This window comes from Nocardia sp. NPDC020380 (assembly GCF_044386975.1).
Lineage (GTDB): Bacteria > Actinomycetota > Actinomycetes > Mycobacteriales > Mycobacteriaceae > Nocardia.
The window spans coordinates 368,710-388,322 of the sequence record NZ_JBIRVQ010000009.1; the positions used below are offsets into that span (position 1 = coordinate 368,710).

Annotated in this window: 17 protein-coding genes; 8 read left to right on the plus strand and 9 right to left on the minus strand. The window is 66.9% G+C overall.

Annotated features, from left to right (window positions below):
- Nucleotide 1 precedes the first annotated feature (1 nt).
- The 4 genes from ACH438_RS26740 (at nt 2) to ACH438_RS26755 (ending at nt 2,777) form a co-directional block, all read left to right on the plus strand.
- Entirely contained in the window at nt 2–586 is a 585-nt protein-coding gene (locus ACH438_RS26740) for a TetR/AcrR family transcriptional regulator (protein WP_397009868.1), read from the plus strand.
- Nucleotides 583–1,449, plus strand: coding sequence for an alpha/beta fold hydrolase (locus ACH438_RS26745; RefSeq protein WP_397009871.1), 867 nt, complete (start codon nt 583–585; stop codon nt 1,447–1,449). Before ACH438_RS26740 ends, ACH438_RS26745 begins: the two co-directional genes overlap by 4 nt.
- Nucleotides 1,446–1,805 (plus strand): VOC family protein, encoded by a 360-nt coding sequence (locus ACH438_RS26750; protein WP_397009873.1) that lies wholly within the window; start codon nt 1,446–1,448, stop codon nt 1,803–1,805. Before ACH438_RS26745 ends, ACH438_RS26750 begins: the two co-directional genes overlap by 4 nt.
- 132 nt (nt 1,806–1,937) lie before the next feature.
- A complete protein-coding gene (locus ACH438_RS26755) occupies nt 1,938–2,777 on the plus strand; it encodes an NAD(P)H-binding protein (protein WP_397009875.1) in 840 nt (279 codons plus the stop codon).
- Here ACH438_RS26755 and ACH438_RS26760 read toward each other — a convergent pair.
- The gene (locus ACH438_RS26760; RefSeq protein ID WP_397009877.1) at nt 2,738–3,934 is read right to left on the minus strand and encodes a DUF418 domain-containing protein; all 1,197 of its coding nucleotides are present in this window, start codon (nt 3,932–3,934) and stop codon (nt 2,738–2,740) included. The two genes, ACH438_RS26755 and ACH438_RS26760, sit on opposite strands and share 40 nt — an antisense overlap.
- Before the next feature lie 320 nt (nt 3,935–4,254).
- Between ACH438_RS26760 and ACH438_RS26765 the strand changes: the two genes are divergently transcribed.
- On the plus strand, nt 4,255–5,424 hold the full coding sequence (locus ACH438_RS26765) for an NAD(P)/FAD-dependent oxidoreductase (RefSeq protein ID WP_397009879.1): 1,170 nt from the start codon (nt 4,255–4,257) through the stop codon (nt 5,422–5,424).
- Here the strand turns inward: ACH438_RS26765 and narI are convergent.
- The 6 genes from narI to ACH438_RS26795 all read right to left on the minus strand — a co-directional run bounded on the left by narI (nt 5,421) and on the right by ACH438_RS26795 (nt 14,226).
- Nucleotides 5,421–6,161, minus strand: coding sequence for a respiratory nitrate reductase subunit gamma (gene narI, locus ACH438_RS26770; protein ID WP_397009881.1), 741 nt, complete (start codon nt 6,159–6,161; stop codon nt 5,421–5,423). The genes ACH438_RS26765 and narI overlap by 4 nt on opposite strands.
- On the minus strand, nt 6,158–6,832 hold the full coding sequence (gene narJ, locus ACH438_RS26775) for a nitrate reductase molybdenum cofactor assembly chaperone (protein WP_397009883.1): 675 nt from the start codon (nt 6,830–6,832) through the stop codon (nt 6,158–6,160). The genes narI and narJ overlap by 4 nt, the downstream gene beginning before the upstream one ends.
- Nucleotides 6,829–8,493 carry a nitrate reductase subunit beta gene (narH, locus tag ACH438_RS26780; protein ID WP_397009885.1) on the minus strand — a complete coding sequence of 555 codons (1,665 nt, stop codon included), beginning with the start codon at nt 8,491–8,493 and terminating at the stop codon, nt 6,829–6,831. The genes narJ and narH overlap by 4 nt, the downstream gene beginning before the upstream one ends.
- On the minus strand, nt 8,490–12,179 hold the full coding sequence (locus ACH438_RS26785; RefSeq protein WP_397009887.1) for a nitrate reductase subunit alpha: 3,690 nt from the start codon (nt 12,177–12,179) through the stop codon (nt 8,490–8,492). Before ACH438_RS26785 ends, narH begins: the two co-directional genes overlap by 4 nt.
- Nucleotides 12,180–12,333: 154 nt before the next feature.
- Nucleotides 12,334–12,903 (minus strand): DUF308 domain-containing protein, encoded by a 570-nt coding sequence (locus ACH438_RS26790; RefSeq protein ID WP_397009889.1) that lies wholly within the window; start codon nt 12,901–12,903, stop codon nt 12,334–12,336.
- 96 nt (nt 12,904–12,999) lie between these two features.
- Entirely contained in the window at nt 13,000–14,226 is a 1,227-nt protein-coding gene (locus tag ACH438_RS26795) for an FAD-dependent monooxygenase (RefSeq protein WP_397009891.1), read from the minus strand.
- Nucleotides 14,227–14,303: 77 nt separating this feature from the next.
- Between ACH438_RS26795 and ACH438_RS26800 the strand changes: the two genes are divergently transcribed.
- Complete coding sequence (locus ACH438_RS26800) at nt 14,304–14,852, plus strand: TetR/AcrR family transcriptional regulator (RefSeq protein ID WP_397009893.1); 549 nt, start codon at nt 14,304–14,306, stop codon at nt 14,850–14,852.
- A gap of 64 nt (nt 14,853–14,916) precedes the next feature.
- Nucleotides 14,917–15,609, plus strand: coding sequence for a hypothetical protein (locus tag ACH438_RS26805; RefSeq protein WP_397009895.1), 693 nt, complete (start codon nt 14,917–14,919; stop codon nt 15,607–15,609).
- 47 nt (nt 15,610–15,656) lie between these two features.
- Here the strand turns inward: ACH438_RS26805 and ACH438_RS26810 are convergent, their stop codons facing one another.
- On the minus strand, nt 15,657–15,983 hold the full coding sequence (locus ACH438_RS26810; RefSeq protein WP_397009897.1) for a hypothetical protein: 327 nt from the start codon (nt 15,981–15,983) through the stop codon (nt 15,657–15,659).
- A 201-nt stretch (nt 15,984–16,184) separates the two neighbouring features.
- On the opposite strand from ACH438_RS26810, the gene ACH438_RS26815 reads away from it, so the two are divergent.
- Complete coding sequence (locus tag ACH438_RS26815; RefSeq protein ID WP_397009899.1) at nt 16,185–18,959, plus strand: AAA family ATPase; 2,775 nt, start codon at nt 16,185–16,187, stop codon at nt 18,957–18,959.
- Nucleotides 18,960–18,971: 12 nt separating this feature from the next.
- On the opposite strand, the gene ACH438_RS26820 is transcribed toward ACH438_RS26815, so the two are convergent.
- A complete protein-coding gene (locus ACH438_RS26820; RefSeq protein ID WP_397009901.1) occupies nt 18,972–19,604 on the minus strand; it encodes a 1,4-alpha-glucan branching protein in 633 nt (210 codons plus the stop codon).
- Nucleotides 19,605–19,613 lie beyond the last annotated feature (9 nt).

Here is a 19,613-nt window from a genome sequence, read left to right on the forward strand (position 1 = left end):
GATGTCGCCGAGAGCCGGGCTGACCGCCGAGCGCATCACCGCCGCGGCGGCCGAACTCGCCGATGCCATCGGCTTCGACAACGTCACGCTCGCGGCCGTCGCGAAGAAGTTCGGCGTCAAGGACCCGAGCCTCTACTCCCACGTGCGCAACCTGCAGGATCTGCGCACCCGCATCGCCCTGCAGGGCGCGCTGGAGATGACCGATCGGATCGCCGCCGCGGTCGCCGGCCGCGCGGGCAAGGACGCGCTGGTTGCCTTCGCCGGCGCCTACCGCGACTACGCCCGCGAGCACCCCGGCCGCTACGCCGCCACCCAGAGCCGCCTCGACCCGGCCGCCATCGCCGACGCCCCCGGATCCATCCGCAGCGTCGAACTGACCACCGCCATGCTGCGCGCCTACGACCTCGCCGACGACGACCTCATCGACGCGGGCCGCCTGCTGCGCAGCACCTTTCACGGCTACGCCACCCTCGAGACCAGCGGCGGATTCGGGCATTCGCGCGATACCGACGCCTCGTGGGCACACATTCTCGATGCCCTGCACCTCACGCTGACGCAGTGGCCGACCAAGGAGACGACACGATGACCGCCGCCACCCTGCGGGTACCAGGCGCGACCCTCTACTACGAGCTACGCGGCGCCGGGCCACTGCTCCTGCTGCTGCCCGGCGGTGGCGGCGACGCGGCCGTCTTCGACCCGATCATCGAACCGCTCGCTGCGGAATTCACCGTTGCGACACTGGATCCGCGCGGCTACTCGCGCAGCACCCTGGATCCGGACACACCGCGCGATCAGCGCGTCGCGGTGCAGAGCGATGACGCCTACCGGCTGATCACGCATCTCACCGATGAACCGGCATGTGTATTCGGCGGCAGCAGCGGGGCGATCGTCGGCCTGGATCTGCTGGCGCGGCACCCGGATTCGGTCCGCCGGCTGGTCGCGCACGAGCCACCCTGCTTCGCGGTGCTCGACGATGCCGAGCGGCAGCGCGAATTCATCGACGAGGTGCACACACTGTTCCGCACCGAGGGCCTTGCGGCAGCCGGTGCACGTTTCCTCGCGGGCATCGGCGGAACACTGAAGCCCATGCCCGCCCCTGCGGACGCCCGTGCCGCGGCCATGCTCGAACGCCTGTCCGCCAACGCCTCGATCATGATGGAACATGAACTGCGCCAGTTCACTTCGCACGTGCCCGATATCGAGGCCCTGAAAACGGTGGCCGACCGGCTGGTATTCGCGGCGGGTGAGGTGACCGGCGAGCAGCTTCCGGCCCGTCCGGCCGCCGCACTGGCCGCGCGGCTCGGCTTGCCGCTCACCCGATTCCCGGGCGGGCACAGCTTCACCGATGCACCCGTGGCATTCTCGCAGCAACTGCTCGAAACTCTCTCGGCGCCAACCACAGGCGGCTACCCGGATGCGTCGGTCGAGGGTGTTAGCGTCGGGCCATGATTACCGGTGCGCACACCATCGTCCATGCCACCGATGCGGAGGCGGCACGGGCGTTCTTCCGCGATGTCCTGGGTCTGCCGTACGTCGATGCGAACGATGGCTGGCTGATCTTCAAATCCCCGCCCGCCGAACTGGCGGTGCACCCGGCCGGACCGGCCGACAACGGTCGCGCCGAGCTGTATCTCATGTGCGACGACCTGGACGCCACCATGGCCGAGCTGGGGGCCAAGGGCGTCGAGTTCACCTCGGGCGTGAGTGAGGCACGCTGGGGGCTGATCACCCATCTGCAGGTGCCGGGAGCAGGCGAAATCGGGCTGTACGAGCCTCGCCATCCCATCGCCTATGACCTTACCTGAGTTTTACCTAGCTCTTCCCTGAGTGAAATATGAAGATCCACTTGGTCCCGTTCTAACCCTTCACGATTCGTGTTCCCCTGGGTACGTGGGATCCGCGGCAGGCGGATCCCGTGTGTGGACAAGGGGTTAGCGATGATCGTGGTGAGCGGTGCAACAGGCAATGTCGGAACCGAACTGGTGCGGGCCCTGGCCCGTGCCGGTGAACCGGTACGAGCCTTGGTACGAGACCCCGGAAAAGTAACGCCCCCACCGGGAGTCGAAGCGATCGCGGCGGATCTGACCTCGCCCGATTCCCTGGGGCCGGTGTTCGAGGAGGCCCGCGCTCTCTTCCTGCTGCCCGGCTATCCCGGGGTGGCGCAGGCGGCGGCCAAGGCCGGCGTCGAGCACATCGTGCAGTTGTCGGGTGTCTCCGCGGGCACCGGCAATCACGGCAATGCGGTCACCCGCTACATGGCCGCCTCCGAACAGGAGGTCATCGAATCCGGTGTCGCCTGGACCATTCTGCGGCCCTGCGCCTTCGACTCCAATGCATTGCGCTGGCTGCCGCAGCTCGCCGGCGGGGATACGGTGCGCGTGACCTTCCCGCAGGTGCGCACCGCCAGCCTCGACCCCTACGATCTGGCGGCGGTCGCGGCCCGCGCGTTCGCCGATCCCGCCTACCGCGGCGAAATCCTGTGGCCGACAGGACCGGAGGCGCAGCTGCCGGCCGAGCAGGTCTCGGTGCTCGGCGGATTGCTCGGCCGCAACCTGCACTCCGTCGAGCTCAGCAATGACGAGGCACGGGCCGACATGCTCGCCGACACTCCGCCCGAGTACGTCGACGCGTTCTTCGAGTTCTATGTCGAGGGCGTCATCGACGAATCAGTCGTGCGCCCGACCGTCGAGGAGGTCACCGGCCGCGCGCCGCGAACCTTCGCCCAGTGGGCCAGGATTCACGCCGACGATTTCCGCCAGGCCGGACCCGTCAGGTAGGTCGCGGCCCGCAGCAGCCATTCGACCGGGCCGTAGGCGTGGCGCCGCAGCCACCAGGCGCTGAATCCCAGTTGTGCGGCGAATGTTGCGACCGCGATGGCGAATACCCCGGCGGGCGGGACCTTGTCGGCCAAGGCCAGCCCGTATCCGGTGTAGACGACCATGAGCACCACCGATTGGCCGATGTAGTTGGAGGCCGCCATGCGCCCGGCCGGCGCCAGCCGGGCGACCGCGGCCGCCCAACGGGTCCGGGTCAGCCAGATGATGCCCGCGATATAGCCGAGGGTCATGAACGGGTTCGCCAGTTCCTGCAATCCGTACCAGTGCGCGGGCATGTCCTTGCGGACCATCAGGTAGGCGTAGCTGATCAGCGATATCGGCACGCCCACGCCGAATCCCACCGTCAGCGCGCGCGGCACCCACCGCTGCAATCGCTCTCGATCCTCGAACACGCGGTACTTACCCGCCGCCATGCCGATCAGGAACATGCTCAGCGCCGGAACGCCCTGTGCGAACCAGGTGAGCAGCATGAACTTCGGGCCGATCCGCTGCTGAATGTGCAGGGTATCGACGAAGGCGCCGGTGTAGCCGCGATGCATGGCCTGGAAATCGAAGAGGTCTCCCAGCCCGGTCAGCCCGCCCGCGCCCGGCAGGAAGGCCAGCAGCGCGAACGTGAAGTACAGGATCAGGCCGGTGATCAGGGCGGTCCTGGGGCGAATATTGCGCAGCAGCACCAGGATCAGGCACAGGCCGCCGTACAGCGTGAAGATGTCGCCGATCCACAGGAACAGCACGTGCGCGAGCCCGATCGCGAACAGCAGCACACCGCGACGTACCAGCCGCGGCACCGCCGGCGCGTCCGCCCGCCGGGCCGCCGCGATCTGCAAGGTGAACGTGTACCCGAACAGGAACGCGAACAGCAGATAGAACTTGCCCAGGAAGAGCGCCTCGAGCACTGCTCGCACGAAGTGGTCCTGGGTGCCGTCGAAGGTCGGATGCACCTGCGTACCCGTGCCATTGAACGAGAACAGCGCGGTCGCCACGAGTGCATCGGTGACGAGGATCCCGAAAAGCGCGAATCCGCGCAGACTGTCGACCTCGCCGATGCGCCGCCCCTCGGACGCCGTGGATACCGGCGCTTCCAGCTGATCGGACATATCGTCACGGTACGGTCGGGTGACCGGCCCGCACATCCGCCGAAGACCCTGATTCGCATTCGACCTCAGCGGTATTGACACCCACCACGAGATGTACGAACCCTGAGACCAGAGTCTGCCTTGCGCTCGTAGCAATCATGCAGCAACTGCTGCCGAAGACGCCACTCCCACCGCGAGTTTCGAATTCGGCCTCACCTGCCTGCTGCAGGGGATCGGCCGGTTCGTTCCCCCGCCGGTGGGGTGAGCTGTCTCACGGGCTGTCACGGGTGCCGGTCGGGCGGTGTCTTGTGTTCGAATCGCTGGAGACGAAGGAGGGCATCATGATCGGCAGCAGTGAGGTAGTTGTGGTCGGGGGCGGATATGCCGGCGTCATGGCGGCAAATCGGCTGGCGCGACGCGACGGGGTGCGAGTGAGTTTGATCAATCCGCGGGGGAAGTTCGTCGAGCGGATCCGGCTGCATCAATTGGCGGGTGGGTCCGACGACGCGGTCGTCGAGTTCGAAGACGTTCTCGCCCAAGGGGTTCGACTGGTGGTCGACAGCGTCACGCGGATCGATGCGGGTGAGCGCACGGTGACCTTGGCGACCGGCGGCACGCTCGGATACGACTACCTGATCTACGCGGTCGGCAGCGGCAGCGCCGAACCGGCAATCCCCGGAGTAGCCGAATTCACCTATCCGATGGGCGATCTGGAACAGGCCGAGCGGCTGCACGCCGTCCTCCGCAGCGCACCGGCCGACACCCCGGTCACGGTGGTCGGCGCAGGCTCCACCGGCATCGAAACCGCCGCCGAACTAGCGGAAGCGGGACACATCGTCACCCTCGTGTGCGGCGAAGTATTGGGCCCGTACCTGCACCCGCGCGGCCGGCGCTCGGTCACCGAGCGACTCACCCAACTCGGCGTGACACTGCTCGAAGGCCCGGAAGCGATGGTGACGGCCGTGACTCGTGACGTCGTCCACCTCAGTGGCGGCCATGCCCTGCGCAACTCATTGACCATCTGGGCCGCCGGCTTCGGCGTCCCCGATCTGGCCGCCCGCAGCGGCCTGAGCACCGACCCCCTCGGCCGCCTCTACACCGACGAGACCCTGACCAGCCTCGACGACGCCCGCATCATCGCCGCCGGCGATGCCGCCGCCCCTTCCGGTCACCCCTTCCGCATGAGTTGCCAAGCGGCAGTCCAACTCGGCCCACAAGCCGCCGAAACAGTCCTCAGCCGACTGGCGGGCGAACAACCGAAACCGGTCGACGTGAGTTTCGTAGGCCAGTGCATCAGTCTGGGCCGCCGCACGGCCATCTCCCAATTCGCCAGCAAGAACGACACCCCGAACCGCTACTACCTCGCAGGCTACGCAGGCGCAAAGCTCAAGGAACTCGTCTGCAAGAGCACCATCTGGCAACTGGCCCACGAAGCCCGCAGGCCCGGTTTGCTTTCCACCGCTCTCAATGTTCGAAAGGGAGCCCGCACAGGTAGCCCGGTATCGAATTAAGAGCCCACTCGCTCCCACCCGCGGCGCGGCTCGTGGGCGCCCAGTTCTCGGGTGTCGCGGGTTCGGTAGACGATGTAGGGGCGGGTGAGGTAGCCGATGGGGGCGGAGAAGACGTGGACCAGGCGACTGAAGGGCCAGAAGGCGAAAAGGGCGCAGGCGCACATGATGTGGAGTTTGAAGAAGAGGGGGGTGTCCACCATGAGTTCCGGTTTGGGGTTGAAGTAGAAGATGGACCGGAACCAGGGGGCGATGTCTTCGCGGTAGTTGTGGGGGTTGCCGCTGAGATTGCCGTAGAGGGTCACGGTGAGGCCCAGGGCGAGGGTGAGGCCCAGTAGGACGTACATGATCTTGTCGTTGCGGGTGGTCGCGGAAAAGACCGCGCCCACCGTGCGGCGGCGGTAGATGAGGATCACCAGGCCCAGGACGGTGGCGATGCCGGCGAGGGCGCCGAGGCTGTAAGAGCCTGCGTGATACATGCTTTCGCTGATGCCGATCTTCTCGGTCCAGTTCTCCGGGATCACCAGGCCGATGACGTGGCCGAAGAAGACGAAGATGATGCCGAAGTGGAAGAGCGGGCTGCCGAGGCGCAGCAGCCGGTTCTCGTAGATCTGCGAGGAGCGGGTGGTCCAGCCGAACTTGTCGTAGCGATAGCGCCAGATGAGCCCGACGATGAAGGCGGCCAGGGCGGCGTACGGGATCGCGACCCAGAGCAGATAGTCCACGGCTGTGAGGTTCACCGACGTACTCCGATCGGTTCCGGCATTCCGAGCATTGCTGGGGCGTGCGGCGTTTCGGGCATGTGCGAGGGCGGGCCGAAGGGTTCCAGCCCGACACCCTCGTCCGGCGGCCCCGCGGCGATGAGCCGGGCGACCGCATCACGTTCGGAACCGCGCAGCGGGGCCAAGGTCGCCGACACCGACTCCAGGACACCCGTCCAGGGAGAATCCGCGTCGCGCAGCGCCATTCGCATGAACTCGATGCCGGCGCGGTACTCCTCCAGCAGTTGCTGTCCCAGCCCCGGATTCGCGGACGCGAACTCCAGCATCACCGAGAGGTGGTCGGACAGTTCGACATCGCCGAGCACCAGCCCGGCCGCACGATAGAACTCCTTGAGGCGCAGCAACCCCATCCCGCGTTTGCGGGTATTGCCGTACATGAACCAGGTCAGATACGGGCTGAACCGCTTGCGATGGTCGAAGGTATCGACGTATTCGGTTGCCACCGCCAGCGGTTCGGCGCTCGCGAGGCGACTCAGCAACGGCTGCAATGGTGCACCGACTGCCACCGGCAAGGCCTCGGCCGCACGGCGCAGCAATGGCAGCGAATCCAGCAGTTGCGCATCGGGATAGCCGAGCAGCAGCGACTGCACCTGCCAGGCCGCCGAGCGCTGGGCATCGGAGAGTTTCACCGCCGGTGCCTCCCGCCAGTGCGGTCGGGCATGAGCCCGTCGGGCGTGCCGCGGCCGTCCCAGTTGAGCAGGTTGACGCGCCCCTGCCCCGCTACCGAGGCGGGCGAGTCGGCGGTCTGCCGGTCCTGCAGCATGCGGAAGTTCTCCACCGCCACCGGTGTGGGATGTCCGGAGCTCTCACCGAACGGGCCCCACCCGACCATGCCGGGGCCGCCGTCGTAGTCGAGGCTGCATTCGGTGGCGAGTTCCTCGAGCCCGTGCGCCTGTTCGGCGTGCGCGGCCGGGATCACGTACCGGTCGGCGTATTTCGCTATGGCGAGCAGCCGGTACATGTTGTAGATCTCTTCCTCGGTCATGCCGACCTTGGCGGCGATCTCCGGTCGTGGTTCGCGGCCCAGGTTGATATCGCGCATGTAGCTGCGCATGGCGGCGAGCTTGCGCAGTACATCGTTGACGGGCTCGACATCACCGGCGGTGAACAGTTCGGCCAGGTATTCGACGGGGATGCGCAGCGCCTCGATGGCGGCGAAGAGATTGCCGTGGTCCTCGGCGTCGTGCCCGGTGTCCTGCAGCGCGTCCACCACCGGTGACAGCGGCGGGATGTACCAAACCATCGGGACCGTCCGGTATTCCGGGTGCAGCGGCAACGCCACCTTGTACTTGCGGATCAGCGCGTAGACCGGCGAATCCTGCGCGGCCTGCACCCAGTCCCGCGGCATGTCCGCCCGCTCGCAGGCGGCGATCACCTCCGGATCGAACGGATCCAGGAACGCATCCCGCTGCGCCGCATACAGATCGTGCTCATCCGGCGTGGCCGCGACCTCCGCCACGGTGTCGGCGTCGTACAGCATCACGCCGATGTAGCGCAGCCGCCCGACACAGGTCTCCGCGCATACCGTCGGCAGCCCGACCTCCATGCGCGGGTAGCAGAACGTACATTTCTCGGCCTTGCCGGTGCGGTGATTGAAGAACACCTTCTTGTACGGGCAACCCGAGACGCACATGCGCCAGCCGCGGCACTTGTCCTGATCCACCAGCACGATGCCGTCCTCGGCCCGCTTGTAGATCGCGCCCGACGGGCAGGAGGCCGCGCACGCCGGATTCAGGCAGTGCTCGCAGATGCGGGGCAGATAGAACATGAAGGTGCGCTCGAACTCGAACTTCACCTTGTCGCCGAGCTGCTTGGCGATGGGGTCCTGGGTGGCGAGTTCCGGTGCGCCGCCGAGATTGTCGTCCCAGTTGGCCGACCAGGTGATCTTGGTATCCTGCCCGGTGATCAGCGACTTGGGCCGCGCCACCGGCGTGTGCTGCTGCACGGGCGCGGTGGTCAGCGTCTCGTAGTCGTAGGTCCAGGGCTCGTAGTAGTCCTGCAGCTCCGGCAGGATCGGATTGTCGAAGATGGTGAACAGCTTGCGCAGCCGGCCACCGCCGCGCAGCTGCAACCGGCCCTTGCGATCCAGCTTCCAGCCGCCGCGCCAGCGTTCCTGATCCTCGTAGGTGCGCGGATATCCTTGTCCCGGACGGGTTTCCACATTGTTGAACCACACGTACTCGACACCGGCCCGGTTCGTCCAGGTCTGCTTACAGGTGACCGAGCAGGTATGACAGCCGATGCATTTGTCCAGGTTCATCACCATCGCCACCTGCGCCATGGGTTTCATCGGTACCGCACCTCCTGGCTGGTACGACGGCGGATGACCGTCACTTCGTCACGTTGGTTACCGGTCGGGCCGAGATAGTTGAAGGCGAAGGACAACTGGGCGTAACCGCCGATGAGATGCGTCGGCTTGATGAGCAGGCGGGTCAGCGAATTGTGGATGCCGCCACGCTTGCCGGAGGTCTCCGCGAGCGGGACGTCGATGAGGCGGTCCTGGGCGTGATGCATGTAGACCGTGCCCTCGGGCATGCGGTGCGAGACGACGGCGCGCGCCGCCACCACGCCATTGCGGTTGACCGCCTCGATCCAATCGTTGTCGTGGATACCGAGTTTCGCGGCGTCCAGGTTCGACATCCAGATGCTGGGGCCGCCGCGGGACAGGCTCAGCATGAACAGGTTGTCCTGGTATTCGGAGTGGATCGACCACTTCGAATGCGGCGTCAGATAGCGCAGGGTCAGGCCGGCCTCACCGTTCTCACCCAGCGGCGGTTCGGCGAAAAGCGCGGTCATGTTCAGCGGCGGCCGGTACACCGGCATCTGCTCGCCGACCTCTTCCATCCAATCGTGGTCGAGGAAGAAGTGCTGGCGGCCGGTGAGGGTGTGCCAGGGCTTGTTCCGCTCCACATTGACGGTGAAGGGTGAGTAGCGGCGGCCGCCGGTCTCCGAACCCGACCATTCCGGCGAGGTGATCACCGGGACCGGCGCGACCTGCGTATCGGCGAAGGTGATCTGCTTGCCCTCGTGCTCGGCGGCCAGATCCGCCAGCCGGGTGCCGGTGCGCTGTTCGAGCTTCTTGAAACCTTGAGTTGCCAAGTGGCCGTTGGTCGTTCCGGACAGGGCCAGGATCGCCTCGCAGGCATCGATATCGCGTTTGAGCGAGGGCCGGCCGTCGGCGGGACCGCCGTGCACGATGCCGTTCTTGCGGCCCAGATAGTCGACCTCGCGCTCGACCTCGAAGGTGATGCCCTTGGTGGTCGCGCCGAGCTTGTCCATGAGCGGGCCGAGGGCGCTCATCTTGGCGTGCACCGCCGAGTAGTCGCGTTCGACCACCGTCAGGCGCGGCATGGTCTTGCCCGGAATCGGTTCGCACTCACCGGCTTTCCAGTCCTGGACCCGGCCGTGCGGGTTGGCCATCTCGTCCGGGGTGTCGTGCAGCAGCGGCGTGGCGACCAGATCCTTGCGCACGCCCAGGTGCCGGCGGGCCAGCTTGCTGAACTCCGCGCCGATGGTCATGAAGGCATCCCAGTCGGTGCGGGTCTGCCACGGCGGCGCGATGGCCGGGCTGAAGGAGTGCACGAACGGGTGCATATCCGTCGAGGACAGGTCGTGCTTCTCGTACCAGGTGGCCGCGGGCAGCACCACGTCGGAGAACATGGTGGTGCTGGTCATGCGGAAGTCCAGGGTGAGCAGCAGATCCAGCTTGCCGGTGGGGGCTTCCTCGCGCCAGACCACGTCCTTGGGGCGGTTTTCCGGCGGGGCTTCCTCGGCGCGCAGTGAATTGTCCGCGCCGAGCAGATGTTTGAGGAAGTACTCGTTGCCCTTGGCCGAGGAGCCGAGCAGGTTCGAGCGCCAGATGGTGAGCAGGCGCGGGAAGTTCTGCGGGTTGTCCGGGTCCTCGCCGGCGAAGCGGAGCTTGCCCGATTTCAGCTGGGAGACCACGTAATCGGCGGGGGCGACGCCAGCGGCTTCGGCCTCGTCCACGATGTCGAGGGGGTTGCGGTCGAAGGTCGGGAAGGACGGCATCCAGCCCATGCGCGCGGTCTGCGCGAGCAGGTCCGCGGTGGTCTTGCCCGCGAAGCGGCCCTTGCCGTTGGTCGTGGTGAGCTGATTGGCATTGAACGGGTCGTATCGGAACTGGTCGGTGTGCAGGTACCAGTAGGCGGTCTGGATCATCTGCCGCGGCGGGCGCGTCCAGTCCAGCGCGTTGGCCACCTGCGCCCAGCCGGTCACCGGCCGGCACTTCTCCTGCCCGACGTAATGCGCCCAGCCGCCGCCGTTCACGCCCTGGCAGCCGGTCAGCATGGTCAGGGCCAGGAAGGCGCGGTAGATGGTGTCGGAGTGGAACCAGTGATTGGTGCCCGCGCCGAGCAGGATCATGGAGCGGCCGCGGGATTCCTCTGCGTTGGCGGCGAATTCGCGTCCGATGCGGGCCGCATTGGCGGCCGGGACGCCGGTGATGGTCTCCTGCCAGGCCGGGGTGCCGGGCTGGGTGGCGTCGTCGTATCCGCTGGGCCACTCCCCCGGCAGGCCGGGGCGCTGTACGCCGTAGCGGGCCAGCAGCAGATCGAAGACGGTGGTGACCAGATGACCGCCGATAGTACGGGCGGGCACGCCGCGGACGAGTTCGCCCGCGGTGCCGTCCGGAGTGTCGAAGCGGGGCAGGGTGACCGTGACCGCGCCCTGCGTGCCCATGGACAACTGCGGGTCGACCTCCGCGAGATTCAGGTTCCACTTCCCGAGGCCGTCCTCGCCGAAGCGGAAGCCCAGAGAACCGTTGGGCACCACCGGTTTTCCACTGCCGTCCAGCAGCACCGTCTTGAAATCCGCGTTCACCTCGCCCGCGAATTCGGGCAGATCGGCGGCGGTGAGGAACTTGCCGGGCCGGAACCCGTTCTCGGTCTTCTCCAGCCGGACCAGGAAGGGCAGGTCCGTATACCGCTTGATGTAGTCCTGGAAGTACGGAACCTGCCGGTCCACGAAGAACTCTCGCAGGATGACGTGGCCCATGGCCATGGCGAGCGCGCCGTCGGTGCCCGGGTGCGGGGCGACCCATTCGTCGGCGAACTTGACGTTGTCGGCGTAGTCCGGGGCGATGGAGACGACCTTCTGGCCGCGGTAGCGGGCCTCGGCCATCCAGTGCGCGTCCGGGGTGCGGGTGACCGGGACATTCGAGCCCCACATGATGAGATAGCCCGCGTCCCACCAGTCTCCGGACTCGGGGACGTCGGTCTGGTCGCCGAACACCTGCGGTGAGGCCACCGGGAGGTCCGCGTAGAAGTCGTAGAAGGACAGCATGCAGCCGCCGACCAGGGACATGAATCGCGAGCCGGCCGCGAACGAGGCCATGGACATGGCGGGAATCGGCGAGAATCCGGCAATTCGGTCCGGGCCGAAGGCTTTCACCGTGTGCACGTGTGCGGCGGCAATCATTTCCACCGCTTCGTCCCAGCTCGCCCGCACCAATCCGCCTCGGCCACGCACGCTTTTGTAGGCGCGCGATTTCTCCGGGTCGGAAACAATGGATTCCCAGGCGGTGACGGGATCTCCGGTCCGCGCCTTGGCTTCCCGGTACATCTCCAGCAAAACACCGCGAATATAGGGATAGCGCACTCGGGTCGGTGAATAGGTGTACCAGGAGAAGGCCGCGCCGCGGGGACAGCCGCGGGGCTCGTACTCGGGGCGGTCAGGTCCGGCGGAGGGGTAGTCGGTGGCCTGGGTTTCCCAGGTGATGATGCCGTCCTTGACATACACCTTCCAGGAACAGGATCCGGTGCAGTTCACGCCGTGCGTGGACCGCACCACCTTGTCGTGGGACCAGCGGTCCCGGTAGAAGTCGTCGTTGCGGCCACCCTGCAGGTATTCGCTGCGCAGATCGGGCGACATCTCGGCGCGGGTGAAGAATCGCCGCGTACGGATCAGCGCCTCGGTCAGTTCCCCATCCACCAGCCCACTGCCGTTGTTCCGCGCCATCTACCCCTACCTCTCACCGTGTCCGCGGCGTCGCCGTCGCGCGATCGAATATCCGACACACGAACAATCCGAACGTACCGGCAAATTGCAGGCTAACGAGCTATTCCAGGTGAGTTAGTTATTTGAGAGCAATTCGGTAGTACACCGCTGTGATTTACGAGACGACTTCCATCGCAGAACGTTCCAGCCGCGTCGACATGAGAATCTCGCTGACCCCGAGCGCGATCGTGAACAGCCCGACCACGATCGACAGGCTGGTCACCGTCTCGAAGGTCCCCACCGCCACGATGATGCCGACGACCAAGGTCACCAGCCCGACCACTTCCTGCCGCCCCGACCCCGCGAACCGCTCCGACCAGGCCGCCACGATCGCCTGCAGAATCCCCCGCACCATCCACCCCATCCCAAGCCACAAGGCCAGCAAGACAACCCACTCACCACTGTGAAAACACCAGGCCGCCAGCACCCCCGACACCACCCCACCCACAACCAGCAGCACCTTCAGCGGCGTCGCGATCCGCGCCCCGAACGCCACGATCAACTGCACGGCCACAGTGGCCAGCAGCACCAGTCCCGACAGCGTCGCGGCCACCGTCTCCGACTTATCAGGCCAAACCACCATGACCGCGCCCAACCCCACCGAGCACACCCCGGTCACCAGCAGTGCCTGCCAAGCCCAGTCGGCGAATACCGCCGTACGCCCCTCGATCCGATTGGTGGGCATAGCCATATGCTATGCCCAGTTTTCCCACTTCGAGCTCTTACCGACGTTGGTGTCACGATCAGAAACACTGAAATTCTTGTACAGCTCCAACTTTCATCAGGCTCTCGGCGATGCCGAGGTCGTCGACCGCTCGTAGTCATCGACGGTCATGGCGTTGAAGACTCGGGCGCTTTTGGTGGTGAGGCGGAGGAAGGCTCGGCTGGGGGCGGCGGGGAGGGCGGAGATGAGGCGGGTGGCTTGGGTCAGGGCCGATAGGCCGAGGCGGGAGGTGGGGACGAGGGTATTGGCTGCGCTGAGGGCTACTTCGCGGCTGCCTTGGATGTGGGGGGCCATGGCGCGTTCGTAGGCGGGGAAGGCTTGGGTGTGGTCGCCGTTGGCTCGGGCCAGTTCGCCGGCCAGGATGTAGGCGCCGAGGATGGCGAGGGTGGTGCTGCCGCCAACTGCGGGACCTGGGCAGTAGCCTGCGTCGCCTACCAGGGTGACCCTGCCCTTCGACCAGGTGGTCATGCGGAGTTGGGTGATGGAGTCGAAGTAGAAGGATGGGGTTCGGTCCAGTTCGGCGAGCCAGTGGTTCACGTCGGGGTGGAAGTCGGCGAATGCGGTGCGCAGCAGGGACTTCTGGGTTGTGGGGTCGCGGTGGTCGTAGTCGAGTTGGTGATCGCTGCGGAAGAGGAAGAGGGCTCTGGCTTCGTCGAGGTGGCGGGCCCAGTACATGCCGGCGGTGCGGCCTACGCCTACGTGGATGAGGAGTTCGCCGTCGCGGCCGAAGGTGCCGGGGAGCGTGAGGACGCCGAGGTAGGCGCCTATGTGGTTGCTGAAGGCGGATTCTTCGCCGAAGACGAGGCGGCGGACGTTGGAATGTAGGCCGTCCGCGCCGATCACGAGGTCGAAGTGGCGGGGTGGGGAGGATTCGAATCGGACGTCGCCGTCAGGTGAGATGTCGGTGATCGAGTCGGCGAAGAGGTATTCGACGTCGTCGCGGGTGGCGTCGTAGTAGATCTCGCTCAGGTCGTCGCGCATGACCTCGGCGTGGCGGTCGGAGGCGGCGTTGAAGATCTTGGAGAGGTCCACTCGGACGGGACGCTTCGCGCCTTCCGGGCAGAGGGTCATTCGGCTGGTGCCGGTGGCGCGTTCTTCGACGCGCGGGAGCACGCCCATCTTTTCCGAGATGTCCATGGCGGGGCGGAAGAGATCGACCGCGTGGCCGCCGGTCTTGCGCAGACTCGGGGCGCGTTCGACGACGGTGACCGAAAAGCCGTGCCTGGTAAGCCAATACGCGAGTACGGGACCGGCGATGCTGGCGCCGGAGATGAGAATCCGCATGGGGATCACTCCTTACTTAACGATAGGTAAGCTTAACACGCCTACTTACCGATCGTTAAGTAAGCTAGGGTGGCAATATGCCTCGCCCCTCGGACACCAAGCAGCGGATCCAGGAGGTCGCGCGCGAGCTCTTCACTCAGCGGGGCGTGCAGCGGACCAGCCTGCAGGACATCGCGAATCAGCTGAACATCACCAAACCCGCGCTCTACTACCACTTTTCGTCACGCGAAGAACTGGTCCGCAGCATCGTGGAGCCGGTGATGGACGAGGAAGAGGAGTTCCTGCAGGGGCAGGAGGCGCTGGACCGGGTCGAGCCGCAAGTATTGCTGGAGGGCTACTTCGACTTCCACTACCGCCACCGCACCGTCATGCGGCTCATGCTCGGCGAGCTGACCACCCTCGCCGACCTGGGCCTGATCGACCGCGCGCTGGGCTGGCGCGCACGGCTGGTGGCCTTGCTCTACGGCCCCGACCCCACGCTCGCGCAGGCTACCCGGGCCGTCATCGCCTTCGGCGGGATCCAGGACTGCACCATCCAATTCGCCGACGTACCGCAGGATGAACTACGCCGGGCAGCCGTCAACGGTGCCTGCGCGGCCCTGGGCATCGAACCGCGCGAGACCTGACCGTAGCGGCATAAATTCGAAACTCCCGCGCGCTCGGCCCGGTTCGCCAGGCACACTCACATTCATGATCGCAGCCAGGATCACCGCCGCCCTTGCGTTCGCCCTCACCCTCACCGGTGCCGCCGTCATCGGCCCCGCCGCCCCGGCGCAGGCCTACGGACCGGCCTCGTGCGTACCGGGAAACCCGTTGCAGCCCACGGCAGAACTGTTCGCGACCAACAACACCGCCACCATCACCGACCCGACCGACCCCCGCCTCGGAGATCAGTTGCAGCAGTTCGAGATCGAGGTCGACGCCACCGCGCTCACCGAACTCGGGCTCCCCGTAGGCTCCGACCTGCTCGACGGCATCTTCTGGTCCTCCGACACCGGCCAGACCACCTATGAGCGCTCCCGCGAATTCCGTCTGGCCTGCACCGACGCCAAGAACCTCTTCTGGATCGCCGACGACCTGCGCGTGCGCTACCACCAGGAATCCGTGCTGAGCTTCCTGCTCCTGCCCGCTGACGATCCGTCGGCGAACGGCTTCACCGTGTCCGTGCCGGGTATCGACCGCACCCGATTCCACGATGCGCTCGTGGCGGATCCGGTCGTGCGGGATCGGCTCGGTGGCGGTTCGGTCACCCAATCGGGGATCCTGGTCCTGGTCGCAGATCGCGCCGACCTCGACACGGTCCGCGACTTCGTCACCGGTCTGGGCGGACAGTGGGATCCATCCACCCTGCAGTACGGCGACCGCGAATTCGTCGGCTCCTGAAGCCGATTCGACGGCCGATCGAATCCGCGGAACGCCCGCGGATTCGGTCAGGCGCTACCGAACATCGGTGCCGGGGCCGGGGCCGGCTGGTTGTAGCCGCCACCATCGTTGTGATGCCACTGCCACTGGTTGCCGTTCTGTCCCCAGTAGCCCCGGCTCGTGTCGCAGTCGCCCATCTGCCATTGCCCGCGGTTCTGCTGCCAGCCGAAGTGGCCGTTGTGGTCGCAGTCCTGTTGCCAGCCATTGCCGTAATCCACCGGTGAGGCCGCCAGCGCGGGCGCGGCGAACAGGCCGATCGGCGCCGCGACGAGGGCTCCCGTCATCAGAATTCGGCCCAGTAGGTGCCGTCCAGGTGTTTTCGTGGAAATAGTCATGGTCGTTCCTCAATTCGGCACGGCCACAAATGCGTCAGTAAGAAACACTCTCGACCGTTGCTCGGTCATGTCAACAGTGTAGACCTACCACGTATCAAAGGCGCCCGCGCCTGCACATCCTTTCTCGCGCAGATATCCCCTCGGGCGCGGGCGCAGCGGCTCGCACCATGAAATCGACGGGTGTGAACTCCGGGTTCGGTCGTGCATGATGCGAAAGTGGAGCTGCGCGGCAGGGAATCGGAGATCGGCGCGATCGGCGCATTGCTGGACCGCGCTCGCGAGGGTGGCAGTGCCGCGCTGGTTTTGCGCGGTGAGCCGGGCATCGGCAAATCGGCGTTGCTCGACCACGCGGCCGCTGCGGCGGGATCGCTGCGGGTGCTGCGCGGTGCAGGCATCGAGGTCGAGGCCGAATTGCCTTTTGCCGGACTGCAATTGCTGTTGCGTCCGGCATTGGGAACTCCTCGGTCACAGCCGGGCACGGGCGGACTCGCACGCTTGCCGGAGCCGCAACGGGCCGCGCTCGAGACTGCGCTCGGGTTCAGCAGCGAGGCCGGCCGGGATCCGATGCTGGTCGGACTGGCGGTGCTCTCGTTGCTCGCGGAATATGCGGGCGATGCCGGTGCGGTCGTGCTGGTCGACGACGCGCACTGGCTGGACCGCGCATCGCGCGATGCGCTGCTGTTCGCCGCGCGCCGGCTCTATGCCGAGGGCGTGGTGATGATCTTCGCGACCCGGGACGACGAGGGGGCGTTCACGGCCGACGGCCTGCCCGAGCGACGCCTCGCCGGCCTGTCGCCCGATGCGTCGGCCGCACTGCTCGATGGCCACGACCTCGCACCGGCCGTGCGCTACCGGTTGCTGGCCGAGGCGCACGGTAATCCCCTTGCCCTGCGCGAGTTGCCGATCGCGATGGCTGCCGAGCCCTCCGCGGACCTGCGCGCCAACGCGCTGCCACTGACCGATCGACTGCAACTGGCCTTCCACGGTCAGGTCAGCCGCCTGCCCACGGCGACCCAGGGGCTGTTGCTGATCATCGCGTCGGAGGAAACCGGGGAGCCCGCCGTGGTGCTGCACGCGGCGAAGGTGCTCGGCGTCGATATCGACGATCTCGCTCCCGCCGAACGCGCGGGCCTGCTCCGGCAGGTCGGCAGTGGGGACAGCGCGGAATCGGCAATTGTCTTCCGGCACCCGCTGATTCGTGCCGCGGTTTACGCCCGCGCGCCCCTCGGACGGCGGCTCGCGGTGCACCGCGCCCTGGCCGACGCCCTGGCCGCGCCCGAGTACGCCGACCGTCGAGCCTGGCATCTCGCCGCGGCGGCCGCCGGACCTGACGCCGAGGTGGCCGAATTGCTGGAGCACACCGCGGCCCGAGCTCGTGAGCGCAGCGGATATCAGGCGGCGGCCGCGGCCTATGAGCGGTCCGCCCGGCTCAGCGCGCAACCCGATCTCCAGGCCCGCCGCGAGGCGCTGGCCGCCCAAACCGCGCTGGAAGCAGGCGATCTCGAACGTGCCCGTCGACTGGCCGACCGCGCTGCCGGCCGGGCGGACGACGATGCCGTGCGCGCCAACCTGATTCACGTACAGGCCCTGGCGAGCTTCTGGCAGCGGGACTTTCCGACCGCCCACCGGCTGCTGATGAACGGCTCGGACCTGATCGCCGAATCGGATCCCGGCCGAGCCGCGGTACAGCTGCTCCAAGCCGTCCACACCGGCTGGTATCTGGGCGACGACGCACTGGCCGAGGTACGGGATCGCCTGCGGATTCTGGAACTGCCGCAGGAACATCCGATCGCCCCCGCGGCGGCGTACATCGCGCAGCTCTTCGACTCCGGGCCCGTAGCACAACCCCTGTCGTTGACCCGCACACTCGCGGAAATCCGCACCCGAGGCGAGGTTTCGGACCAGGTGCTGGTCATGTTGTGCGGTGTCGCGATGAATCGCGGCCAGGACGGTGAGGCCTACGCGCTGGCCACCACGCTGATCGAGCGATGCCGGACCAGCGGCGCGGCCGGCCGGCTACCCACCGTGCTGGGCTTCTCCGCCGACCTGGACGGAGTCACCGGCCGACTCCGGGCCGCGATCACCACCGCGAGTGAGGCCCTGGACCTGGCCCGCGATACCGGACAGCAGCACTGGGTCAGCCAGCTGAGCAGCCTGCTCGCCTACACTTATGCCCAGAGCGGCGAGGAGCAGCGCTGCCGGGACTTCGCCGCCGCCGGATCGGACGGGCACTCCAGGGGATTCGGCACACCCGGTGCGCCATGGGCGCATTGGGCGCTCGGCCTGCTCGAACTCGGGCTGGGCCGCGCCGAAGCCGCCCTGCGGCAATTCGAACGGCTCAACCGGGACCCGTTCGAGCATCAATTCAGTGCTCTCCGATCCGTCCCGGACCTGGTCGAAGCGGCAGTACGGGCGGGAACCCCCGAACGCGCCACGGCGCCGCTGGCCCGCTTCGAACGCTGGGCCGAATCCGTACGTCAGCCCTGGGCCGACGCCCTCATCCTGCGCTGCCGTGCACAGCTCGACGACGAAAAGGCCGAGCAGCTGTACAGCGAAGCACTCGCGGCACACGATATCGACGGCCGCCCCGCCGAATATGCTCGCACCGCATTACTTTTCGGCGAATGGCTACGCAGGGAGCGACGCAAGGCCCAGGCCCGCACGCGGCTCACCGAGGCGCTCACGATCTTCGAGCAGCTGGGCATGGCGCCGTGGGCACAACGCGCCCGCAACGAACTCACCGCCGCCGGAGTATCCGACGGCGGCGAGCGGCCCCGCGACCGCGCCGTAGCCGGATTGACCCCGCAAGAGCTGCAGATCGTGCGCCTGGCCGCCCAGAACATGTCCAACCGCGATATCGCCGCCCAGATGTTCCTGAGTCACCGCACCGTCGGCTACCACCTCTACAAGGCGTACCCGAAACTCGGTATCACGTCCCGTAGCGAGCTGAAAGATATTGCCGCACAGCTCGAATGAGCGTGCACCGGGCTAGACCGAGACCGCGTGCAGGACTATGCCGCTGACCGGCTCACCGTCCGGCAGCGTCCAACTCGCATGCACGTGACCGGGTAGCCCGGTGATGTCCGCGGGACTCGGCACCCGGTGCAGCACCAGCACGCCGGTACCGAGGTCGATCTCGGTGTGCCGGTCATCGTCGACCGGGGTGATCTCGAAGGCCGGTGGTGGAGTATCGATCTCGATGACCTCGATCCGCACCGACGAATCGGGGGTATCACTGGCGTTCTGATCCTGCGCGATCGCACGGCCGGCCAGGAGATCCACGACCTGCGCGAGGAACACCGGGTCGCGCGTCGCGTCGTAGATCCACCGGGTGCCCAGCACACCATGCTCCGATTTACCGATCAGCGCGGCATCCCCGCCGTCCAGCGGCGCACCTCGATACGTCATGGGAACCGCATAGGCGGTCGGCTCGTAGCCGGAACTGTCGGTGAGAAACATGAATTCGATCCCGACCTCCCCCGCCGGATCATCGATGCGGAACCCGCCCGCCTTCGCCAGCACCGGCGGCCGCCCACCCTCGAACCAGGACCGGGTGGGCAGCCAGCGGCTCAGCAGTTCGAGTTTCGTCGGCTGCATGGTGGTGTCGTGCACGATCGCCATGCGGCCAAT